The sequence below is a fragment of the Dehalococcoidia bacterium genome (assembly GCA_028711995.1).
Lineage (GTDB): Bacteria > Chloroflexota > Dehalococcoidia > SZUA-161 > SpSt-899 > JAQTRE01.
Window position 1 is genome coordinate 1 of record JAQTRE010000063.1, and the last position, 17,502, is coordinate 17,502.

14 protein-coding genes and 1 pseudogene are annotated in these 17,502 nt (G+C 54.1%); all 15 read right to left on the minus strand.

The genetic code is table 11. The features are described 5' to 3' along the window. The coding region (locus tag PHV74_09500; protein ID MDD5094599.1) for a hypothetical protein at window positions 1-1,378 on the minus strand (1,378 nt) is incomplete at its 3' end. Beyond that, window positions 1,375-2,139, minus strand: a complete 765-nt coding sequence (locus PHV74_09505) for an ATP-binding cassette domain-containing protein (protein ID MDD5094600.1) — start codon at window positions 2,137-2,139, stop codon at window positions 1,375-1,377. The genes PHV74_09500 and PHV74_09505, both read right to left, overlap by 4 nt. Further along, the gene (locus PHV74_09510; GenBank protein ID MDD5094601.1) at window positions 2,136-3,038 is read right to left on the minus strand and encodes a hypothetical protein; all 903 of its coding nucleotides are present in this window, start codon (window positions 3,036-3,038) and stop codon (window positions 2,136-2,138) included. The genes PHV74_09505 and PHV74_09510 overlap by 4 nt, the downstream gene beginning before the upstream one ends. Before the next feature lie 2 nt (window positions 3,039-3,040). Beyond that, complete coding sequence (locus PHV74_09515; protein ID MDD5094602.1) at window positions 3,041-4,024, minus strand: ABC transporter substrate-binding protein; 984 nt, start codon at window positions 4,022-4,024, stop codon at window positions 3,041-3,043. 73 nt (window positions 4,025-4,097) lie between these two features. Beyond that, entirely contained in the window at window positions 4,098-4,976 is an 879-nt protein-coding gene (locus PHV74_09520; GenBank protein MDD5094603.1) for a class I SAM-dependent methyltransferase, read from the minus strand. Between the two features lie 20 nt (window positions 4,977-4,996). After that, window positions 4,997-6,460: a radical SAM protein gene (locus PHV74_09525; GenBank protein ID MDD5094604.1), complete on the minus strand. Its 1,464-nt coding sequence runs from the start codon at window positions 6,458-6,460 to the stop codon at window positions 4,997-4,999. Window positions 6,461-6,752: 292 nt separating this feature from the next. Then, window positions 6,753-8,189, minus strand: a complete 1,437-nt coding sequence (locus tag PHV74_09530) for an ATP-binding protein (GenBank protein MDD5094605.1) — start codon at window positions 8,187-8,189, stop codon at window positions 6,753-6,755. Next, window positions 8,186-8,428 carry a hypothetical protein gene (locus PHV74_09535; GenBank protein MDD5094606.1) on the minus strand — a complete coding sequence of 81 codons (243 nt, stop codon included), beginning with the start codon at window positions 8,426-8,428 and terminating at the stop codon, window positions 8,186-8,188. The genes PHV74_09530 and PHV74_09535 overlap by 4 nt, the downstream gene beginning before the upstream one ends. 3 nt (window positions 8,429-8,431) lie before the next feature. Then, complete coding sequence (locus PHV74_09540; protein MDD5094607.1) at window positions 8,432-10,291, minus strand: DEAD/DEAH box helicase family protein; 1,860 nt, start codon at window positions 10,289-10,291, stop codon at window positions 8,432-8,434. After that, window positions 10,281-13,292: a type I restriction endonuclease gene (locus PHV74_09545; protein ID MDD5094608.1), complete on the minus strand. Its 3,012-nt coding sequence runs from the start codon at window positions 13,290-13,292 to the stop codon at window positions 10,281-10,283. The genes PHV74_09540 and PHV74_09545 overlap by 11 nt, the downstream gene beginning before the upstream one ends. Continuing rightward, the gene (locus tag PHV74_09550; protein ID MDD5094609.1) at window positions 13,292-14,008 is read right to left on the minus strand and encodes a restriction endonuclease subunit S; all 717 of its coding nucleotides are present in this window, start codon (window positions 14,006-14,008) and stop codon (window positions 13,292-13,294) included. Before PHV74_09550 ends, PHV74_09545 begins: the two co-directional genes overlap by 1 nt. Before the next feature lie 90 nt (window positions 14,009-14,098). Continuing rightward, window positions 14,099-16,084: pseudogene (locus PHV74_09555) on the minus strand (class I SAM-dependent DNA methyltransferase). An 8-nt stretch (window positions 16,085-16,092) separates the two neighbouring features. Next, window positions 16,093-16,350, minus strand: coding sequence for a helix-turn-helix transcriptional regulator (locus tag PHV74_09560; GenBank protein MDD5094610.1), 258 nt, complete (start codon window positions 16,348-16,350; stop codon window positions 16,093-16,095). Window positions 16,351-16,466: 116 nt separating this feature from the next. After that, window positions 16,467-16,970, minus strand: coding sequence for a gamma-glutamylcyclotransferase (locus PHV74_09565; protein MDD5094611.1), 504 nt, complete (start codon window positions 16,968-16,970; stop codon window positions 16,467-16,469). 62 nt (window positions 16,971-17,032) lie between these two features. After that, window positions 17,033-17,502, minus strand: a 470-nt coding sequence (locus PHV74_09570; protein MDD5094612.1) for a glucosamine 6-phosphate synthetase, incomplete at its 5' end; no start/stop codon positions are given.

Consider the following 17,502-nt stretch of genomic DNA (forward strand, 5'->3'; position numbering starts at 1 on the left):
CATTGACTCGATGTTGTATCTCAGAAGGAGGTAACTGCCAGCTTACACCCTGGCCAAATGCCGAAGATACAATCTCGCTAAGATAGGCTTCTTCTGCCCTCCATCTCAGGTACGAAAGGGCTTTTTGAGTTGCCTTCCTGTAAAAAGTAAAATTATGTTCCCAGCGTATTTGTTCTTTCTGCTCGGACGAAGGGGAGGGTGTAAATGTAAATAGCACAATCCAAGGTATCCCATTTACGTGAACAGGGATGTAATAGAGAGATGGTCCCTCAGCTTGAACTTGTGACGGTGAAACTGTCTGTTGCTCGTTGGGATAAACACATCGCTCCACACTCTGACGGCCTCTTTCCAACTGATCTTCTTGATTAACTCGATCCCAGACCCCGTCTCCTGCTTCACGTCCAAAATCAATTATCCCAGAACAGAAAGTCACATCTGCTGCGGATCGCGATTGCTCACCAAGCGGTACCTCAAAATAGTCCAAACAATTTTCATTGGGTGTCAATCCAAGTCGGCATTTTGTCTTATCGCAGCCACCTTTACACCACTCTGAAAACATCTCACGCTGTTGGGAAGATAGTAACAGACCTGCTGTGTAGGGAAATCTACCATCTCTTTGTGAGTTGGATTGGATTGTTCGTACGACACAAAATATGTTCCCCAGTCGAGGTTGGTGATTTTCAAAGAGACTAACGTTCATTTCGCGAAATACTTCATCAAGAACTTCCCTGAACGTGCCGAGAAGGGGCATCATCTGTTCTTGGTAGTTCAGCACAGGTATCTCTGGCCAAAATTGACTGGTCGGGTAATCCAGTCGTGATGACATTCTAAGCGAACCTAAAAGCAATTCTTTGTAACGAGGAATCTCATCAAGTCGGCTCCCCAAGTCTTCTTCTGATGAACGGAGCAACAAAAATGTCTGTTTCAGGTATTCTTTATCTGCAATAGGCAGAAATGTTTCTTGAATATTCATAGGCTGCGGGAAACATTTCCCCATTTGTCTTGCTTCTTCAATATCTTTAAGCCCTTTTGTATTGACTCTATGTAGGCAGATCCAATAGTCTTCATTCTCTAAAATACGAATGCCGTGAGAAGGGCGGCTGAGATCAGCCTGATGTAAAGCGTAAGGGGAGGCAGTGTAATACAAGTCGCGGAAGGTGGAATAAATGCAACAGTCCTTGCTCCAAACGGAAAAAGCTAGTGGAGACTCTTGGGTTGGCTGTAGAAGAAGATGGATATGATCAAAAAAACTAAAGAGGAAGGTCTCCTCGTCATGTAATCCGAAGCAGGAGCTAATCAATTCAGAGCGTATCTTTCTTATACGGCCCCACACGATCTTGGAAACGTCGGTCTTTTTCGCGGAGATTTCACTCATCATATAGATATCCCTCCGTCAGCGTTGTTTGACCATGCATTGCGGAGAGCATGTCTGTCCCGCTTATCGCCACTTTCGTCATATAAGATGCGACCTTGCCGAAGGACAATAGTCCGATCACCAGTAGACATTGCGAGGGCAGGATCGTGGGTCACTTGTAAAAGCGTTTTTCCTTCTTTGTTCAGAGCCTTGATCTGCTCAAGGCAGAGTTCGGCTTTCCCAGGGTCCAATGCCGCAAGAGGTTCGTCTAACAGCATCACAGCAGCAGGCCGGAGGCGGGCCACTGTTAGCGCCAATAGTTGACGTTCACCTCCAGATAGATATCTGGCTAACTGCTTTAAGCGATCCGCCAAACCAAGTGGTTGTAGGAGGTCATGGTATTTGGCATAAAGGTCAGCACGGGATGAAAGACCATTCTGTGCGGTGGCATCGGCAACAAAAAGATTCTCGAAGAGGGTCAGGGTCGGAGCGGTCCCAAGGAGCGGGTCCTGGTGAACATGAAACACGCGCTCAGAAAGCCGAGAGGCCGAGAGGCTTGTCAGGAGGTCGCCGTCGACTCTTATCTCACCAGCATCTGCTATCAAGCGACCGCTTAACGCCCGTAACAAGGTTGATTTTCCTGAACCATTATGACCAACAACAAAGAGCCATTGGCCAGCCGGTATAGTGAGATTGACCCCTTCAATCGCCTTTACGATCTGGCCCCATCGGGAAAACGTGACAGTAAGGTTATGTATCCCAATGGCTCCTCTTGGTGCGCTCATTGGTGTGCCTCCGCGAGAAGGTCGCCGTTACGGGATACTCGGAACGCGACAACCAGGAGCACCATGACTGCAGTGGCGAGTTTGAGGTCAGTCGCTGCAAGCCCCGCTCGCACAGCGTAAGCGACCAAAACCTGATAAGCGATACTCCCCAGTATGGCCGCACACAGGACAAATGCATGGAATGGCAAGTGCTTCTCTGGCAAGAGTCGTTCTCCGATGGTCATCGCGGCTAGGGCTAGGATCAGAACCCCTTGCCCCATACTGATGTCCGCGAATCCCTGATGCATTGATAGTAAAACACCGGAGAAAGCAGCCAAAGCGTTCGTGATGGCCAAACCGGTCACAACGTTCATCGGCACGTTGATACCCAGCGCCCTGGCATAGTCTGGATTCGAACCTGCAACCCGCAACCTGACTCCGCGACGGGTAGAGAGGCCTAAGAGAATCAGGAGTGACCCGGCAACGAGCATTGCAACGAGCAGAACTATTGTTCCGAGGTGGAACCGAGATATTACAGAGTTATTCAGAGGTTCAACAATATCAAAAAGGCTTGATGCTTGAAGCAATCCAATGTTCGATGCCCCCATGATCCGTAGGCTCAACGAGTAAGCGATTGCTATCACGATAATCCCTGAAAGAAACTTGTTGAGTTTGAATCGAACGTGAATGAAACCAGTCAAAGCGCCAGCCGCACCACCAGACAATACGGCAAATCCAATTGCGACGGGCATAGAGAACCCGCTTTTCATGAGGATTGCGAATACTGCGGCACCTAATGGCAGAGAACCCTCCACAGTAAGGTCAGGGAAGTCCAATAGCCGAAAAGCCAAGGCAAGGGCCACAACAGCCCAGGCCAGCAGGAGGCCCATCACTAGGCCTATGTCCAGTGGTACCAACATGCCTATTCCTTTATCTCGTCATATACCTTGGTCGCGTCTTGTACAACCTCACCGGGGATGATCACACCCATCATCTCTGCGGCTTTTTTATTTAAGTAGAGCTCGGAGCCCTTCGCGGTAATTGCGGGAATTCCTCGCTCACCCTTGAGTACCCGAACCGCCAGCTTGCCGGTATCAATTCCGACCTGAGCGTATCCCGCGGAGACGGCCGCGAGCGCTCCTTTTTCGATGGACCCGCTATCGCAAGCGTACAACGGTATTTTGTACTCAACAGCGACCTTCACCGCAGCAGCAATACCAGCCGCGACCGTATTGTCCGTGGAAATTAGGATGGCGTCGACTTTGCTGGAGAGTTCTTGAGCCACAGGGTAGACGTCTCCAGTAGAACTCACAGGGCCTTCAACCAAAGTAAACCCTATCTCTGGGGCATACTTTCTTAGTTGTTTGATTCCGTATTGCGATGCGGCTTCTCCTGGATTAAAGAGGACACCCAAACGCTTCGCATTAGGCGTGATGCGTCTTATTAGACGAAGCTGTTCGTCATATGGAACAGCATCGCTTGTGCCTGTTATCATTTCCTCACCGCGGTCAAAGGAGGTTATGAGTCCCGCACCTATTGGATCAGTGACCGCTCCAAATACTACTGGGCATTTGGCGACTTTCTTTATGGCCTGAGACACTGGTGTCGTTACCGCGATAATGACGTCGGGATTTTGGGCAACTAATTCATTCGCAATACTCGGAACCACCTGCATCTGCCCGCTCGCGTTTCTTAGAATAATCCGAACATTCTTGCCATCCTCATACCCCTCTCGTCGCAGCTCTGCTAAGAGGTTCTCCTGTACAGTGTCGAGAATGGGATGGGACATCAGATTTGCAATAGCAATGACCTTTGTCCCTTCAGGGGTGTTATTGACGCGCAGGGCGAAAAACGCCGCAACCGCAATTGCCACGATTGCAAATGCAACGACTGACCACTTCTTCATAGGGCTACTCCTTTCTCATTATCTCGACTTCCTATAGTGAGAGCATATCGATTACAAAGTAATATCCACCGAATCATGACTTTCTTCCAATGACCGCTGGGTATCGTACACCTTCTAGATTTATTACCTCGACATGGCTCAATCCCGATTCAGACATCATATCTGCTAAGGTGGCATGGTTGTAGGGTGCGCCAATTACACTGACAGAATCCAAAATACTAAGGTTGCCATCATCAAAGCTAAAAACGTGGAGAGTCTTACGTTGAATGACCCCTGAGACAGCTTCCATATCTTCCCAATACTCGCAGAAATCCATCATTAGCAATTGCTTGCCAGTATCATTTCCTGGGGCATCGGGAGGAACAATACCTCGAAATTTCATGACATCTCTTCCCATTTCTCCTCGAAGGTCGTTCGCCCAAGAAAGTGTATCGGTCAAGACGTAGCCCCCCGATCTTATAAGTGATGTCATTGATTTAATGAATCTAACCGTCGATTCGCGGGTGCATAGATGGTAAATGGCGTGCCCGCGGCACATCAACAAATCGAATGATGATGCGGGGAATAATTCCTCAAGCCCCAACCAGGAAGCCTTTGCAATACTGATCACACCAGGACACTCTGCTTTCGCTTCATTATCACTCAGAGGCAATACTGATAGACCCGAAGTTAGGGCGTTCCAGACACAACGATTTAGCATTAGCGCACTCCCATCCGTGCCAATGCATCTAAGATTCCTACCTTCCTTCGCAATGCCGATAATCGGGTCCCCTGTGCCACATGCGCAATCCAGGATATTCTGAATGCCCTTTTCTTTACATAGAGTTAATAAATGAGCTGCCAACTGTGGCGAATATGGACCTGGCTTTGTACCCATTGCCGCATACATCAAGTCGTACCATTTTGATAGCTTGTCGTACTGCGTAATAAGCATGTTCTGGTCAATACTCATATGCTCATCCTATTTCTTGTCTAACAAACTAAGCACCCTTGCTCACGGGCAGGTTTCGGCACGAGGTATTTCCCGTAATGAAAAACGCCCAATCCGGGGATTCCTTCTATCGTCCTCAAGGTGTCCAGAATGCTAAAAACGGCGTTGCTATCTATCTCGAAATGGCCCGCACGGAGTAGTTCACTTTTTATTATTCCCTCTGGAATGCCTCCAGTACCGTGTGCGAAGTGTTCTCCAAGCCAGAATAATATCGGTAGCTCTCGGCTTTCCCATTCCGTGAACGATTCAAAAACGTCTTCCGCGAATCTGCCTTCCCTAACACCGCTCAGGGAGTGCACCGTCCCAGGGTAAACGACATGTAGTTGAGGGAATATCGTGATGCGTCTGTCATGATTGACAGCCAGAGAACCGAGGCGTTCGAGGACGCTTAGGGTATGGCGTTGATGCTCAGTTGTTTCCCCTGGGATTCCAAACTGCATGTTTAGGTAGCAGTCAACTCCAGCCGCTAAAAGCGATGGGATAACCTGATTCATTAACTGACGCAGATACTTATCTGGTTGGGCAGTCTTATTGAGGTATGCAAGGTGGTCTGGGTTAAAAGACTCGACTCCAATGTACACGGCATCGCAACCCGCTTTAGCCATGAGGCCAATAGTGCCGGTCCGTACGAGGGATTCCACGCGAGTCTGGCAATCCCAAGCGAAGGCTCCGTTACGTCTCTCCTTAACAGCGGCAAGAGCCGAGCAAAGGTCCCGAGTCCTTTTGGGAGAGTGCGCGAAAAAATTATCCTCAATGGCAATTCTCGAGAAGCCCATTTCGAGCAAGGCGTCAATGTCACGGATAACGGCCGGAATGCTCTTTGCTCGTATGCGGTCATTGCCAACAGCGCAGAAAGCGCATTGGAGAGGGCAGCCTCGGGCGGATACGTAGGTAACGTGATCAAACTTCCCGGGCGTACCTATCAGCCCGTTGTCTCCGTAAGTGATGGGAATCGAATCTAACTCAGCCTGTGTCAGTTGGTCCGCAGTCTGTGTACGGTGGACTTCTCCATTCAGGCAAAACGCTAAGCTTGAGACAGTATCGATAGCGGGATATTTCTCTATCAACTCGCAGAGAGGTCGTTCGCCTTCTCCCACAACGATAAGATCAATTATGTCGTTGTGTCGAGCGAGGATAGTTTTGTAATCAGCACTCGCATGGTGCCCGCCGAGGACGACACATGTTTTCGGATGCCGATTCTTGAGTATTTGGGAGATTTTCAGAGCCGATTGGTAGCTCGCTGTGGTCGCTGTGATACCGACAAAAACCCTATCTCGCTGGGTCTGAGATAAGGTTTTATCAAGAATGCAACTCACGCTGTCAAGAGATTGCTCACTGAGGTCGATTATCTCGACGTGCACCGCAGGCAGTCGTGCCACGACATAGTTGGCAAGGCTGATCAATCCAGCGGCGAAGCCGCTCAGCAGTCCGAGCTGGGGTGGCATTATCAATAAAAGGGTTGTCCGATCTCTGTTCATGTGTCCGTTCCATACGCTCGAGTTCTCACACCATTGGGCCAAAGCAACCAGCGTGCCACACCACGTGGACCGCATAAAGCGCCACTTTTCAACGGGTTAGGAAATATGAGGGTCAAGGTGTCAACAGAGAGTTCACGTCTTATCACGTGACCTCGCGTGACCCATAAGTCCCATAAATGTCCCATACTTCCGTCCGCCGAAAAGGGATCGTGGAAGTGGCCAGGGCTGGTCAGCCAATCGCAGAAGATACATCCCTTGCTCACTTCCGGCCTGCCAGCACATAGTGCGCGCCTCGTTTCGCGCCAATCCGATCCAGAACACCTTTCTCCACGAGTCCGTCGAGGTCTCTCGCGGCTGTTTTCCGGGCAACCCCCACCAGGTCCTGATATTCCGAATTCGTTATCTTGCCCGCTTTCTTGACATGCTGAACAGCTTCCCTCTGGCGGTCAGTTATGTCGAGCTTGTTAAGGGCATCTTCGGTCAGCCAGTCGCGCCAAAGGGTCACGACAAACTGATTTCCACGCTGTGCAAACTCGGGAGCGGGCAGGTTTGCTTCATGGAAAAGCCGGATTACATCCAAAGTGCCAGTACCCAGACTTTCGATATAATGGGCCAGGTAAAGCGGCCGTGCGATGAGCGGGTTTGCGGGCTCTGATGAGTGGGGTTTCGTCAGGTGTTCTGGAGTCAGCCCCTTTGGCAAGCGACCGGGATTGGAGACCTCAATCCGGTCGGAAAAGACGAAAACCTGCACGGATGCGCTTGACGTGTAATCGCGGTGAGCCACGGCGTTGACGATGATTTCCGCGACAGCCTCTTTCGGCACCTCGTATTTGACAGGCGCTCGGGCTCCGGATTTACGTGTGCCGACAGTTCTGTCGAGTTTTCCCATTACGAAATCCACCGCGCTGTCTACTTGGTCGAAAAGAGTTCCTTCAAATACCTGATGAGACGGAATCGGTTTAGCTACTTCCAACCCATGAAAAAGGGCGCACTTGACGACCGCTGAAGTTGCACATTTCTGGGGGTCGCGTGAAAATAGCAGCACGGCAGCGTTCGAGAGCTTGCCATCCTCTAATATCTTCAAGTGGGTCAGCGTTTGCTCCGGCGATGCCGTCGTCGACAGGTTTAGGTTCCGCTCCTGCCGAGCCGTCCTCAAGAACCATCTGATTTTCTCAGTCGACACATCGCTGAGTGTGGCACCAGGACACACGGCAGCATCAAAAGGCTTGTTCTGAATGATGCATCGGTCCTCAAGGTATTCGATAAGGCTGTTGTAAACGAGTGAAGTAAGATCTGCCGAGCTGGAAAATCGCTTATATGTCAGTTGGTTCTTGGCCTTGGTGGTCAGAGCCTCCATCTTGGGATGTAGCTTTCCATTTCCTACGTTTCTCAGAAATATCAACCGATGCTTTGACAGGTCGGTTGCGAGGTTGAACTCTCGTTCGGTCGGAGAGATGCCATCCTTCGGGTCCTCCCAACCGTATTCCTTGGCATACAAGGCCAGAAATATGGAGCATTCATCGACCTTGTCGAGATACAGATTGTCTGGACGGCGATCTTTGGCAGGCAGATCTTCAAATAGGAACACATCAAAATAGCGCGAAAAAAGGCGATTCCCCAGGATGAAGTCCCTGAGAACCTTGCGCTCATCGGCAAGCTCTTTCTGCACGCTACTAATAAAGATCAGTTCCTTCATGCATGGCCTTTCTGATAAGGAGATTCCAACTCCCCCGCGAGCTGGTTGAGCTCTTCCTGGGCCTTCTGCAGAATCAGGGCCGCGCACTCCATGCAATAGTTGTTCTTCGACATGTTCTCTTTGATGACCAGACACTTGTCGCCCTGGCAGATCTCGTGCTCCTGGTTTCGCGAGCAGTGCCTCCGCCGTTGGGCGGTCTCAAAGCAGGCGGACATGAGAAGGCGTTTCAGCTTGGGCATCGGTCATCTCCTTGAAAGGCGCTCCTGGATTTGGGCCTGGACGGAGTCCCCGATCTGGTCAATCTGGTCCAGGACCTCTTCCAACCGCTCCAGCGGAATCTCTCCGCGGGTGCCCCCTTCGGATTCGAGCCGCTCGTTGACGGCCCCGTTCACGATCATGATGACAGCCGCGTAGTTGTTGGCGCTTCGCAGTTCGGGGTAGGCCATCACGATGTTGCGCCCGTTGATGGACGCGCCGAGAGCGTTCAGAATCCTGCTGGCCAGGGCCCGGGAACGTTCATTGAGCCTTCGGCGGGCTTCCTGGCGACGACGCTGGGGCGTGACCGGTATCTCCCGGGGCTCCATGTTCTCTCTGGTCCGGGCCTGGATGAGGCGCTGGCGGAGGTTTTCGCGGGACAACCCAAGGGCCTCGGGATCGAGACCGCGTCTCCGGAACTCCTCGACGAGGTCGTCGATCACCGCGTCATCCATCGGGTCGAGGTATTCCTGCTCGATGAAGTGGCTGATGATCTCGTTTTGAACCACCATGTCCGGCGTCAGGCGTCGCCGTCGGCCGGGTTCATCGGCCGGAGGACGCTCGTCACCCGCTTCAAGCCAACCTTGAATAAGGTTCTGGTCTTCCTGATCGATCCTCCTGAAATCATCCCAATGGCGGTCGATGTTCAGTCCCACATGGGAGACCGCCACGCCACGGTTGTCCGGGTGCTGGGGATTGTTCTGGTGGATCACCCGCATGACCCTGCCGATGAACTGGACATAGGGCGACAGCGAGCGGAAGGGCTGGAAGATCGCGGCCACGCTCAGGTTGGGGTGGTCAAACCCCTCGCCGAGCATCCGGACCTGGACGATGCAATCGATCCGGCCGCGCCGGAGGTCTTGGAGCACGTCCTCAATCTCGTCCGCCGGCATGTTACTGTGGATTTCACGCGCTTGCAGGCCACGCTCCGCGTAAAGGGAACGCACCTGGCGGGAGTGGTCCACCGAACAGGCAACGGCGATCATTTGATGAAAGGTCCCGGTTTCCCGGAGATGCTGAAGCCACTGGATGCTGGCGTCAACGATTGACCGGTTGCACTCGGGCGCGAGAGCCACGCCCCGACTGAACCATTCCTCGTCCCGGAGTTGAAGGACCTCCTCGAGGGTGTGCTGCCTGGCATCCCCGCGATAGGTGAAGGAGATCTCCTGGGGCGCGACGTTCACGGCGGTGATCTGCTTGATATACCCACGCACCATGGCGGTCCGGAATGGATAGGCATAAACCCGCTCGCCAGAGATCTCGCGTCCGTCGCCTCTGAAGGGGGTGGCAGTGAGGCTTACGACCTTGGCGTTGGGGAACCGCTCAAAGACGCGTTCCCAACTTCTGGCCACGTTGTGGTGCCCCTCGTCGACCAGGACCAGGTCGAAAAAATCATCCGGGAAGGCGGGAAGCCAGCGGTCCGCCCGGCTGGCCAATTGCTGGATGTTGGTAACCACGATATGCGAGTTCTCGCAGTCGTGGATGTTTGCGTCCTGGCCATCCAAGACGGCCGTGAAGGGACCATGACTCACGTCGGTCAACACGCGCGTGGAGGTCCAAAAGCACTCGCGCCCAGCGACGTCGAACGCCGTGGAGATGCCTCGTCGAATCTCAAGGTTCGGCGCGATCACCAGGACCCGACCCTGGGCGGTCTCAAAAGGCAACAGGGCCATGAGGCCGGTCTTGCCGCAGCCCACCGGAATCTGGAGGATGGCGTGTTCAGAGCTGTTCCGGAAATGTTGGCGCGTGCGAAACCATCCCTCGACCTGGGGATCGCGCAGGTCAGGGTTGCCCTGGATAAACGCTCGGGTATCGTTGAAAAACCGTGCTATTTCTTCATTTGTCATTGGCGGCTTCAGCCTCCTCCCGGATCTTCTCGTAGACCTCCTTGAGGAGGTGTTGGCTGACAGCCTCTCGGAATTGATCCTCGTTCATGAATTTTGCCGTGATCTCCTCGTTCTGCTCCATGCGGTCGATAAAAAGGCCCTCCAATGCCTTGCGGAAGACGTAGCCGAAGTTCTCCATTGTGTTAGCGAGCGCGGCTTGACGGAGGCTGCTGTCGGCCACGGCGTCCTCGCGTATCGATTCGAAAAACAATTGGTCGCCCGGCTTGAACTCCGTTCCGAACCGCTCGTTGAGAAGGTCGATGAGCTTGGACAGCTCGATCTCATCACCTCGAGCGACGCCGGTGCCCACAGACGTCGGCCCCGATACCTCGTATCGGGCTCCTGGCTCCATGACGATGGAGCCCTCACCGATCTTTTGCAAACGGTAAAACTTGAGCGCCACGTCATCATCAAAGTTGTAGATCGGTCCCCGGTTATCTCTCGGCAGTTTGGTAAGCAGAAACCGGACGTATGAGTACAGCTTTTCCAAATCGGAGTCCTGGAAGGGGATCACCTGCGACATGAAAGAATAAAGGTTTCTGAAAGCGACCAGCGTCTTCCGAAACTCCTCCCGGACCTCTTCCTCAAGTCCGTTGTAACGATTCACGGCCGGATCAATGCATGCGTTCATCCTGGCGTGGTCGGCGGGTGTTTGATTCTGTCGTGGTTTGTAGAATACCTTGCAGAACTCCTCGACCTCGGCCTTGTAGTAGACCTGGTGTCCGTCCAATTTGGCCTGAAGCTCGTAAAGCTGCTTCGGCTCCGCCCTTTCGCCGATGATCGTTTGCTCGTAGTAGGGCTGGAAGGCCTTCAGTATCTCTTCTGGTTCGTTGACGAAGTCGAGAACAAAGGTATCTTCCTTGCCCGGATGGGTGCGGTTAAGCCGTGAGAGGGTTTGGACCGCCTGGATTCCTGCGAGCCTTTTGTCCACGTACATAGTGTGAAGAAGCGGCTGGTCGAATCCGGTCTGGTATTTCTCCGCCACGAGCAACACCTGGTACTCTTCTGTCCCGAAACGTTCCGGTAGTTCCTTTTCCCGGATGCCTTTGTTCATACCGACTTCCGTATACTCCACGCCGGGAGCATCCGGATCGATCACCGTGCCGGAGAAGGCAACCAACGTTTTGATTCCCGTGTACCCTTTCTCGGAGATGTACTTATCGAATGCCTGCTTGTACTTCACCGCGTGCAATCGGCTGGAGGTGACCACCATCGCCTTCGCCTTTCCACCGATCTTGTGCATGGTGAAGTGGCGGAAATGCTCGACCATGACCTCGGTTTTCTGGGCGATGTTGTGCGGGTGGAGACTCATGAAGCGGGCGAGCGCCCTTGCAGCCTTGCGCTTGTCCACCTTGGGATCGTCTTCGATGGACTTGATCAGTCGGTAATACGTCTTGTAGGTCGTATAATTCTGGAGCACGTCGAGGATGAAACCCTCGTCGATGGCCTGACGCATGCTGTAAAGATGAAAGGGTTGTGGCTTGCCATCCGCGCCGAGAGTGCCAAAGACCTCCAACGTTCTGTACTTGGGTGTCGCGGTGAAGGCGAAAAAGCTGATATTGGGCTGGTGGCCGCGCTTGGCCATGGTCTTGAGGATTTCCTCTTCGTAGTCGGGCAGCCCTTCTTCCTCGGCCTTCGCTCTGGCCTCTTCCTTGATGGCCGCTCCGGCGAGCACACCCTTAAGTTCGGTCGCCGTCTCGCCGCCCTGCGAACTGTGCGCCTCATCAACCACCACCGCGTACCGGCGCATGGGCAAATCTCCCATCTTCTCGGTGACAAAAGGGAACTTCTGGAGCGTCGTGATCACCACCGGCACACCAGACCCGAGGGCCTCTGCCAACTGGGTCGAGTTGATGTCGATCTTCTGGACCACGCCCTGCTTGTGCTCGAACTGATAGATGGTGTTCTGGAGCTGCTGGTCGAGGACTACCCGGTCGGTAACCACGATGATCGAGTCGAAGACCTTTTCGTCTTTTTCGGTGTAGAGGCTGGCGAGCCGATGAGCCAGCCAGGCAATGGAGTTGGACTTGCCGCTGCCGGCGGAGTGCTGAACGAGGTAATTCGTTCCGGTGCCTCGTCCGCGTGCGTCCGCCACGAGTTTCCGCACACAATCGAGCTGGTGGTAGCGCGGGAAAATCATCGTCTCCCGCTTCACTTTTTTACCGCCGAGCTGCTTCTCCTCGATCTGGAGATGAATGAACCTCGCCAGGATGTCGAGAAAGCTGTGCCGCTCCAGGACCTCTTCCCAGAGGTAGGCGGTTTTATAGCTACCAGGATTCTCCGGGTTGCCTGCGCCGCCTCCGCAGCCCTTGTTGAAAGGGAGAAAATAGGTGCTGCGACCGGAAAGCCGTGTGGCCATGTAAACTTTGTCTGTGTCCACGGCGAAATGAACCAGCGTGCGCTTCTTGAACTGGAAGATCGGGTCCGCCGGGTCGCGGTCATTCTTGTACTGTGTGATCGCATGCCGCCAAGTCTGAGCGGTCATGGGGTTCTTGAGCTCCAGCGTGGAGACAGGGATGCCATTCAAGGCCAGGGTCACATCGAGGGTATTGCCATGCTTGGCGGAGTAGCGAAGCTGACGGGTCACCGTGAGCCGATTGGCCGTATAAAGCTTCTGAGTATCCGGGTTCATCCTGCTCGCCGGGGCGAAGTAGGCCACGCGAAACAGCTTTCCAAAGCATTTGAACCCGTGTCGCAGGACGGAGAGACATCCCTCGTGGTCGGAATTGAGCGCTCGGCAGAGGTCGTCCAGCAGAATGTCTTCGGCTTTCTCCTTTTGGAGGTTCGAAAGGTACTCCCATTCTTTGGGCTGAGTTGCCTGGATAAAGGCGATCAAATCGGCAGGAAACAGGGCCCGGACCGGGTCGAACGCTTCCCGGTCGCCTTTCTCGTAGCCGCCTGCCGCGGTCAAGTGGTGTTCGATGGCGGTTTCAAAGGCGTATTCGGTGTGTTGACCCGGCATCAGGAGACCTCCTTGCGGACATCTATCCTGCCCAACACCGCTGCAGAAACGAGGGCAGTGCGATACTCGACTAGAAGTTTGATTAATCGTGCGAATAATCCTGGCCCATTCACATCCTCCCGTATGCCCGAAATCAGGGCATTGATTTTGGTGGTCTCTCGACGAAGGAAATCAGCAATGATGCGTTGTTCCTCCAGTGGCGGAAGGGGAAACAAGGCACTGGTGATCGCATCGATTGAAAGCCCAAACCGCGTGATACCATTAGCTCGCACTCTAAACTGATCTCTTATTGCATGTGACGCGAAGGCCCTAAACAAGTATTCACCGTACAGCACCTTTATGTCTGAACGAACGAGCGCCAGATGGTAACCACATAGCACACCCTCTATTTGCTCATCAACGAATGCGGGGACAGCGATGTCGTTCCACATTTCTGAATCCTTGGTGATCAGAACGTCCTCATGCCTCAACGAAAATCTTCGAATCTCGTCGCCGCTTGCGGTGGCAGCCATGAAATCAATGTCTCCGGTGATGTATTCGTTGTAGTAGACATCTACGTAGTTACAGAGCCTCACCGGGTGCTCATTGTCTTCGCTCTTCTTGTCGACGTTGCTGTTGCGAATGCCAGCGATGAACTTCAACCTGCGCATTCCCCAATGGGAAGGGATATCCCCAATCCATTCAAAGCCACTTGGACGGTATTCTGAGTAACGCATAGGTGCTCGAGGCGAGGAGTCTTCAAGAAGCCCAAGGGTCGGCGGTATCGGCTGACTGTGCTTTGACATGAGTACTGACTGAATGGAGGAGATGATGTCGCGCTCAAGCTTGGCCACATCGGCTTCAATATGAACAAGGTCACGCGGAGGTTGATAAATATAGAAGTAGCGGTTGAAGTTGACCTCATAACCGACCTTGGTCTTGGACTCGTCCACCCAGGCGTCGGGTATGTGGGGCAAAACCTCGCGCTTCATGTACTCGTCCACGTCTTCCTTGAGCGGCACGTTCTCGTAGTCACGCAGTTCGGGATCGGGCTCGGGATTGCCCTTGGCGTCGGTGCAAACATCCGCCGTTTCATCCCGTTCCGCCAGGGCCATGAGGATGGCCTTGAAGAGCGCGGCGGGAATCTTGATGCCTGCCTTCTTTAGCGACGTCTGAACGATCTCCGAGAAGCGGGCGCGGTTTTTGAAAATGCCCTTCTCGACCAGTGTCCGCAGAGCAGACAGGATGGCTTCCTGAATCTTGTGTCCTTCTTCAATTTCGGCTTGAGCGGCCTTCGTATCCTTTCGCTTTTTGCTAGAGGCGAGGTTGGCGAAGGCAGTAGTCTCCTTGATGTTGGCGATGCGGACTTCTTCCACCGAGAAGTTGAGCCGCAGAGGACGTTCTACCGTGATACGCCGGTAGCCGAAGTCCTCATTATCGAAAATGCGGACATGATCCGCGTCTCGTAAATTCCCATAGAGCCGGGTGATCTCGTCGCGTTGGTCGTCGCAGACCTCGTTGCGCTTATTGCCGAGGGACTTGCGCATCTTCTTAAAAAATATCGTTCCGTCCACTAGTTGAATCTTGCCCCTACGCCCCGGCTTCTTCCGGTTGGTGACGATCCAGAGGTAGGTGTAGATTCCGGTGTTATAGAAGAGCTGATCCGGCAGGGCGACAATGGACTCCAGCCAATCGTTCTCGATGATCCAGCGACGGATTTCGCTCTCTCCCGATCCCGCCGCGCCGGTGAAGAGCGGCGAACCGTTAAAGACGATTCCAAGGCGAGTGCCACCCTCCTTGGGGTCCTTCATCTTACTGATCATGTGCATGATAAAGAGAAGGGAGCCGTCATTGATGCGGGGCAGTCCTGCGCCGAAACGTCCTCCGAAGCCCTGTTCTTCGTGCTCGCGCGTAATGAAATCGGCTTCCGGCTTCCACTCCACGCCGAAAGGCGGATTGGCCAGCATGTAATCGAACTTATGGCGCGGAAACCGGTCGTCGGTAAAACTGTCGCCGAAGGCAATGTGCTCAATATCCTGCCCCTTGATCATCATGTCAGAGCCGCAGATGGCGTAGGCCTGGGCGTTGTAGTCCTGTCCGAAGACCTCCAGGCGGGCGTCGGGATTGAGCTCGCGCACGTAGTCCTCAGCCACGGACAACATGCCGCCTGTCCCGCAAGCCGGATCATATAAGGTCTTCACGATTCCTTTGGTGGTTAGGATGTCACCGTCAGGCAAAAAGAGAAGATTCACCATGAGGCGAATGACTTCACGGGGGGTGAAATGATCGCCGGCCTCTTCGTTCGATGCCTCATTAAATCGCCGGATCAGCTCTTCGAAGACATAACCCATCTCGATGTTCGAGACGGCATGCGGATGCAAGTCGATATCGCAGAACTTGGACACTACCAGATAAAGCCGGTCGGCTTTGTCGAGCTTGGCGATATGTTCCTCGAACCCGAAGTGCTCGATGATCTCTCGGGCCCGCGAGGAGAAACCCTTGATGTAGTTGGTCAGATTTGCGGCGATGTTGTTCGGATCGCCTTTGAGCTTGTCGAAGGTGTAGCGGCTTGTATTGTAGAAAGGCACGCCCGTGACGCGGCAGAGAATGGGATCGACGTTTTTGACCTTACCGCCCGAGAGTTTCTTCTGTTGTTCGAGAATCTTGTCCTTGGTGGGCTCCAGGACGCAGTCGAGACGGCGAAGAACGGTCATGGGTAGCATGACGTCCTTGTACTGGTTTGGTCGGTAGGGTCCGCGAATGAGGTCGGCAACCGACCAAATGAAACTGACTTTTTCGCCGAAATTGTTCATGGCTGCTCCTAATCCTGATCGGGGCCCAGGTCTGCGAAATCAATCATGTTTGCAGACAGCGTCAACTTGCCTCGTTCGATCATCTTTTCGCAGAAGGCTTTCAGTTGGGCCTTGGCGAGTTTTGAGGGCACGGATTGTCCGTTTTCCCACCGGTTGACGGTTGCGTAGCTGACGCCGAGCTGCCGAGCCAGGTCCTCTTGGCTCAAGGCGAGCTGACGCCGCATCTCTTTTACCAACGCCGAAAAACTTCGACCCTCTGTGTCCATTTGCTGCACCTCTTGTCTGGATGGCAGACCACGGCCCTTGCCCGAATATAATAGCGTATGTTATATCGTTCGCAAGAGAAAAGCAAGAGAAATCCGCAGCTTGATCGAACCCGATTTCAGGATCGCCACTTGCCGGACGGAAGCGGCGTCAACCCTCGATTTCCTTGCACATCAACAACATAGAGCCAAGCGTGGAGGACACCTCCGTTGACCTGGACAGGGACCAGGACACGGCGGTAGAGGCAGGGACCGCCGGGGTGAAACCCCTCCAGCCGGTCAATAGCCGGAAGGCGGGTCTCGGGGTCGTCGAAAGTCAGAAGCTCCCCGTACACGGGGCCCCAGGGCGCGCCTGTGCCCTTTTTAGGGAGCCGGTCGGGGGTTGGCTCGGGATTGGACATGCAGGCCGTCACGTGGGCTTGTGTGGCCACGTCGGCGAGTGGATTGGTGGTCCCGATGGCAATGACGTCCTCCTCTGGAACCTCCAGAAACGGGATTCCGGAGGATGTCTCGAAGAGGCGGCCGTGGACCACGGCGTCCTCCACCGTCAGGACGCCCCGGCAAAAGCGGTCGTGGTTCCAGAAACCGCGCTTCAGGGTGCCGTAGACGAAGAGTCTCAGCATTCCGGTTGTGTTCGCGTTCGAGGGTTCTGTTGGATTCATTGCTGGGTTCATTGGGGTGTCTGTCACTGTTCCGCCCCCTTTCTCTCCTGGGCGACGAACTCGAAGGGCTCCACCGAATACGCGGCCAGGTCCTCGCGCCGGAACACCACCAGGCTCATGGGCGGGACCGGAAGCTCCCTCCAGCCTTGTTCCTCCGCCAGCACGGCGTCGAGGTACGCCGGGTCCGACGCGTAGAGGACGGCCTTCCGGCGGGGATGCCACCGCATTTCCAACGGCCGGTTCCCCTTGAGCACGATGATGGTTTCCGGATCGGTCCGGCAGGCGATGACGGCGGTGATCTGACCCCGGCAGCGCCGGAGGCGCGCCTTGAACCGCTCGATATCCATGGCACCGTCCCGCGCGGCATTCGCGGCCAGGCGGAACAGAATCTCGCTGTCCACCTCGGCGAAGCGCCGCATCTTCCAGCGCCGGAACAGGTAGTCGGCGTTGTAAATGGTGCCGTTGTGGGTGCCGATCACCTCCCCGGCTCGAA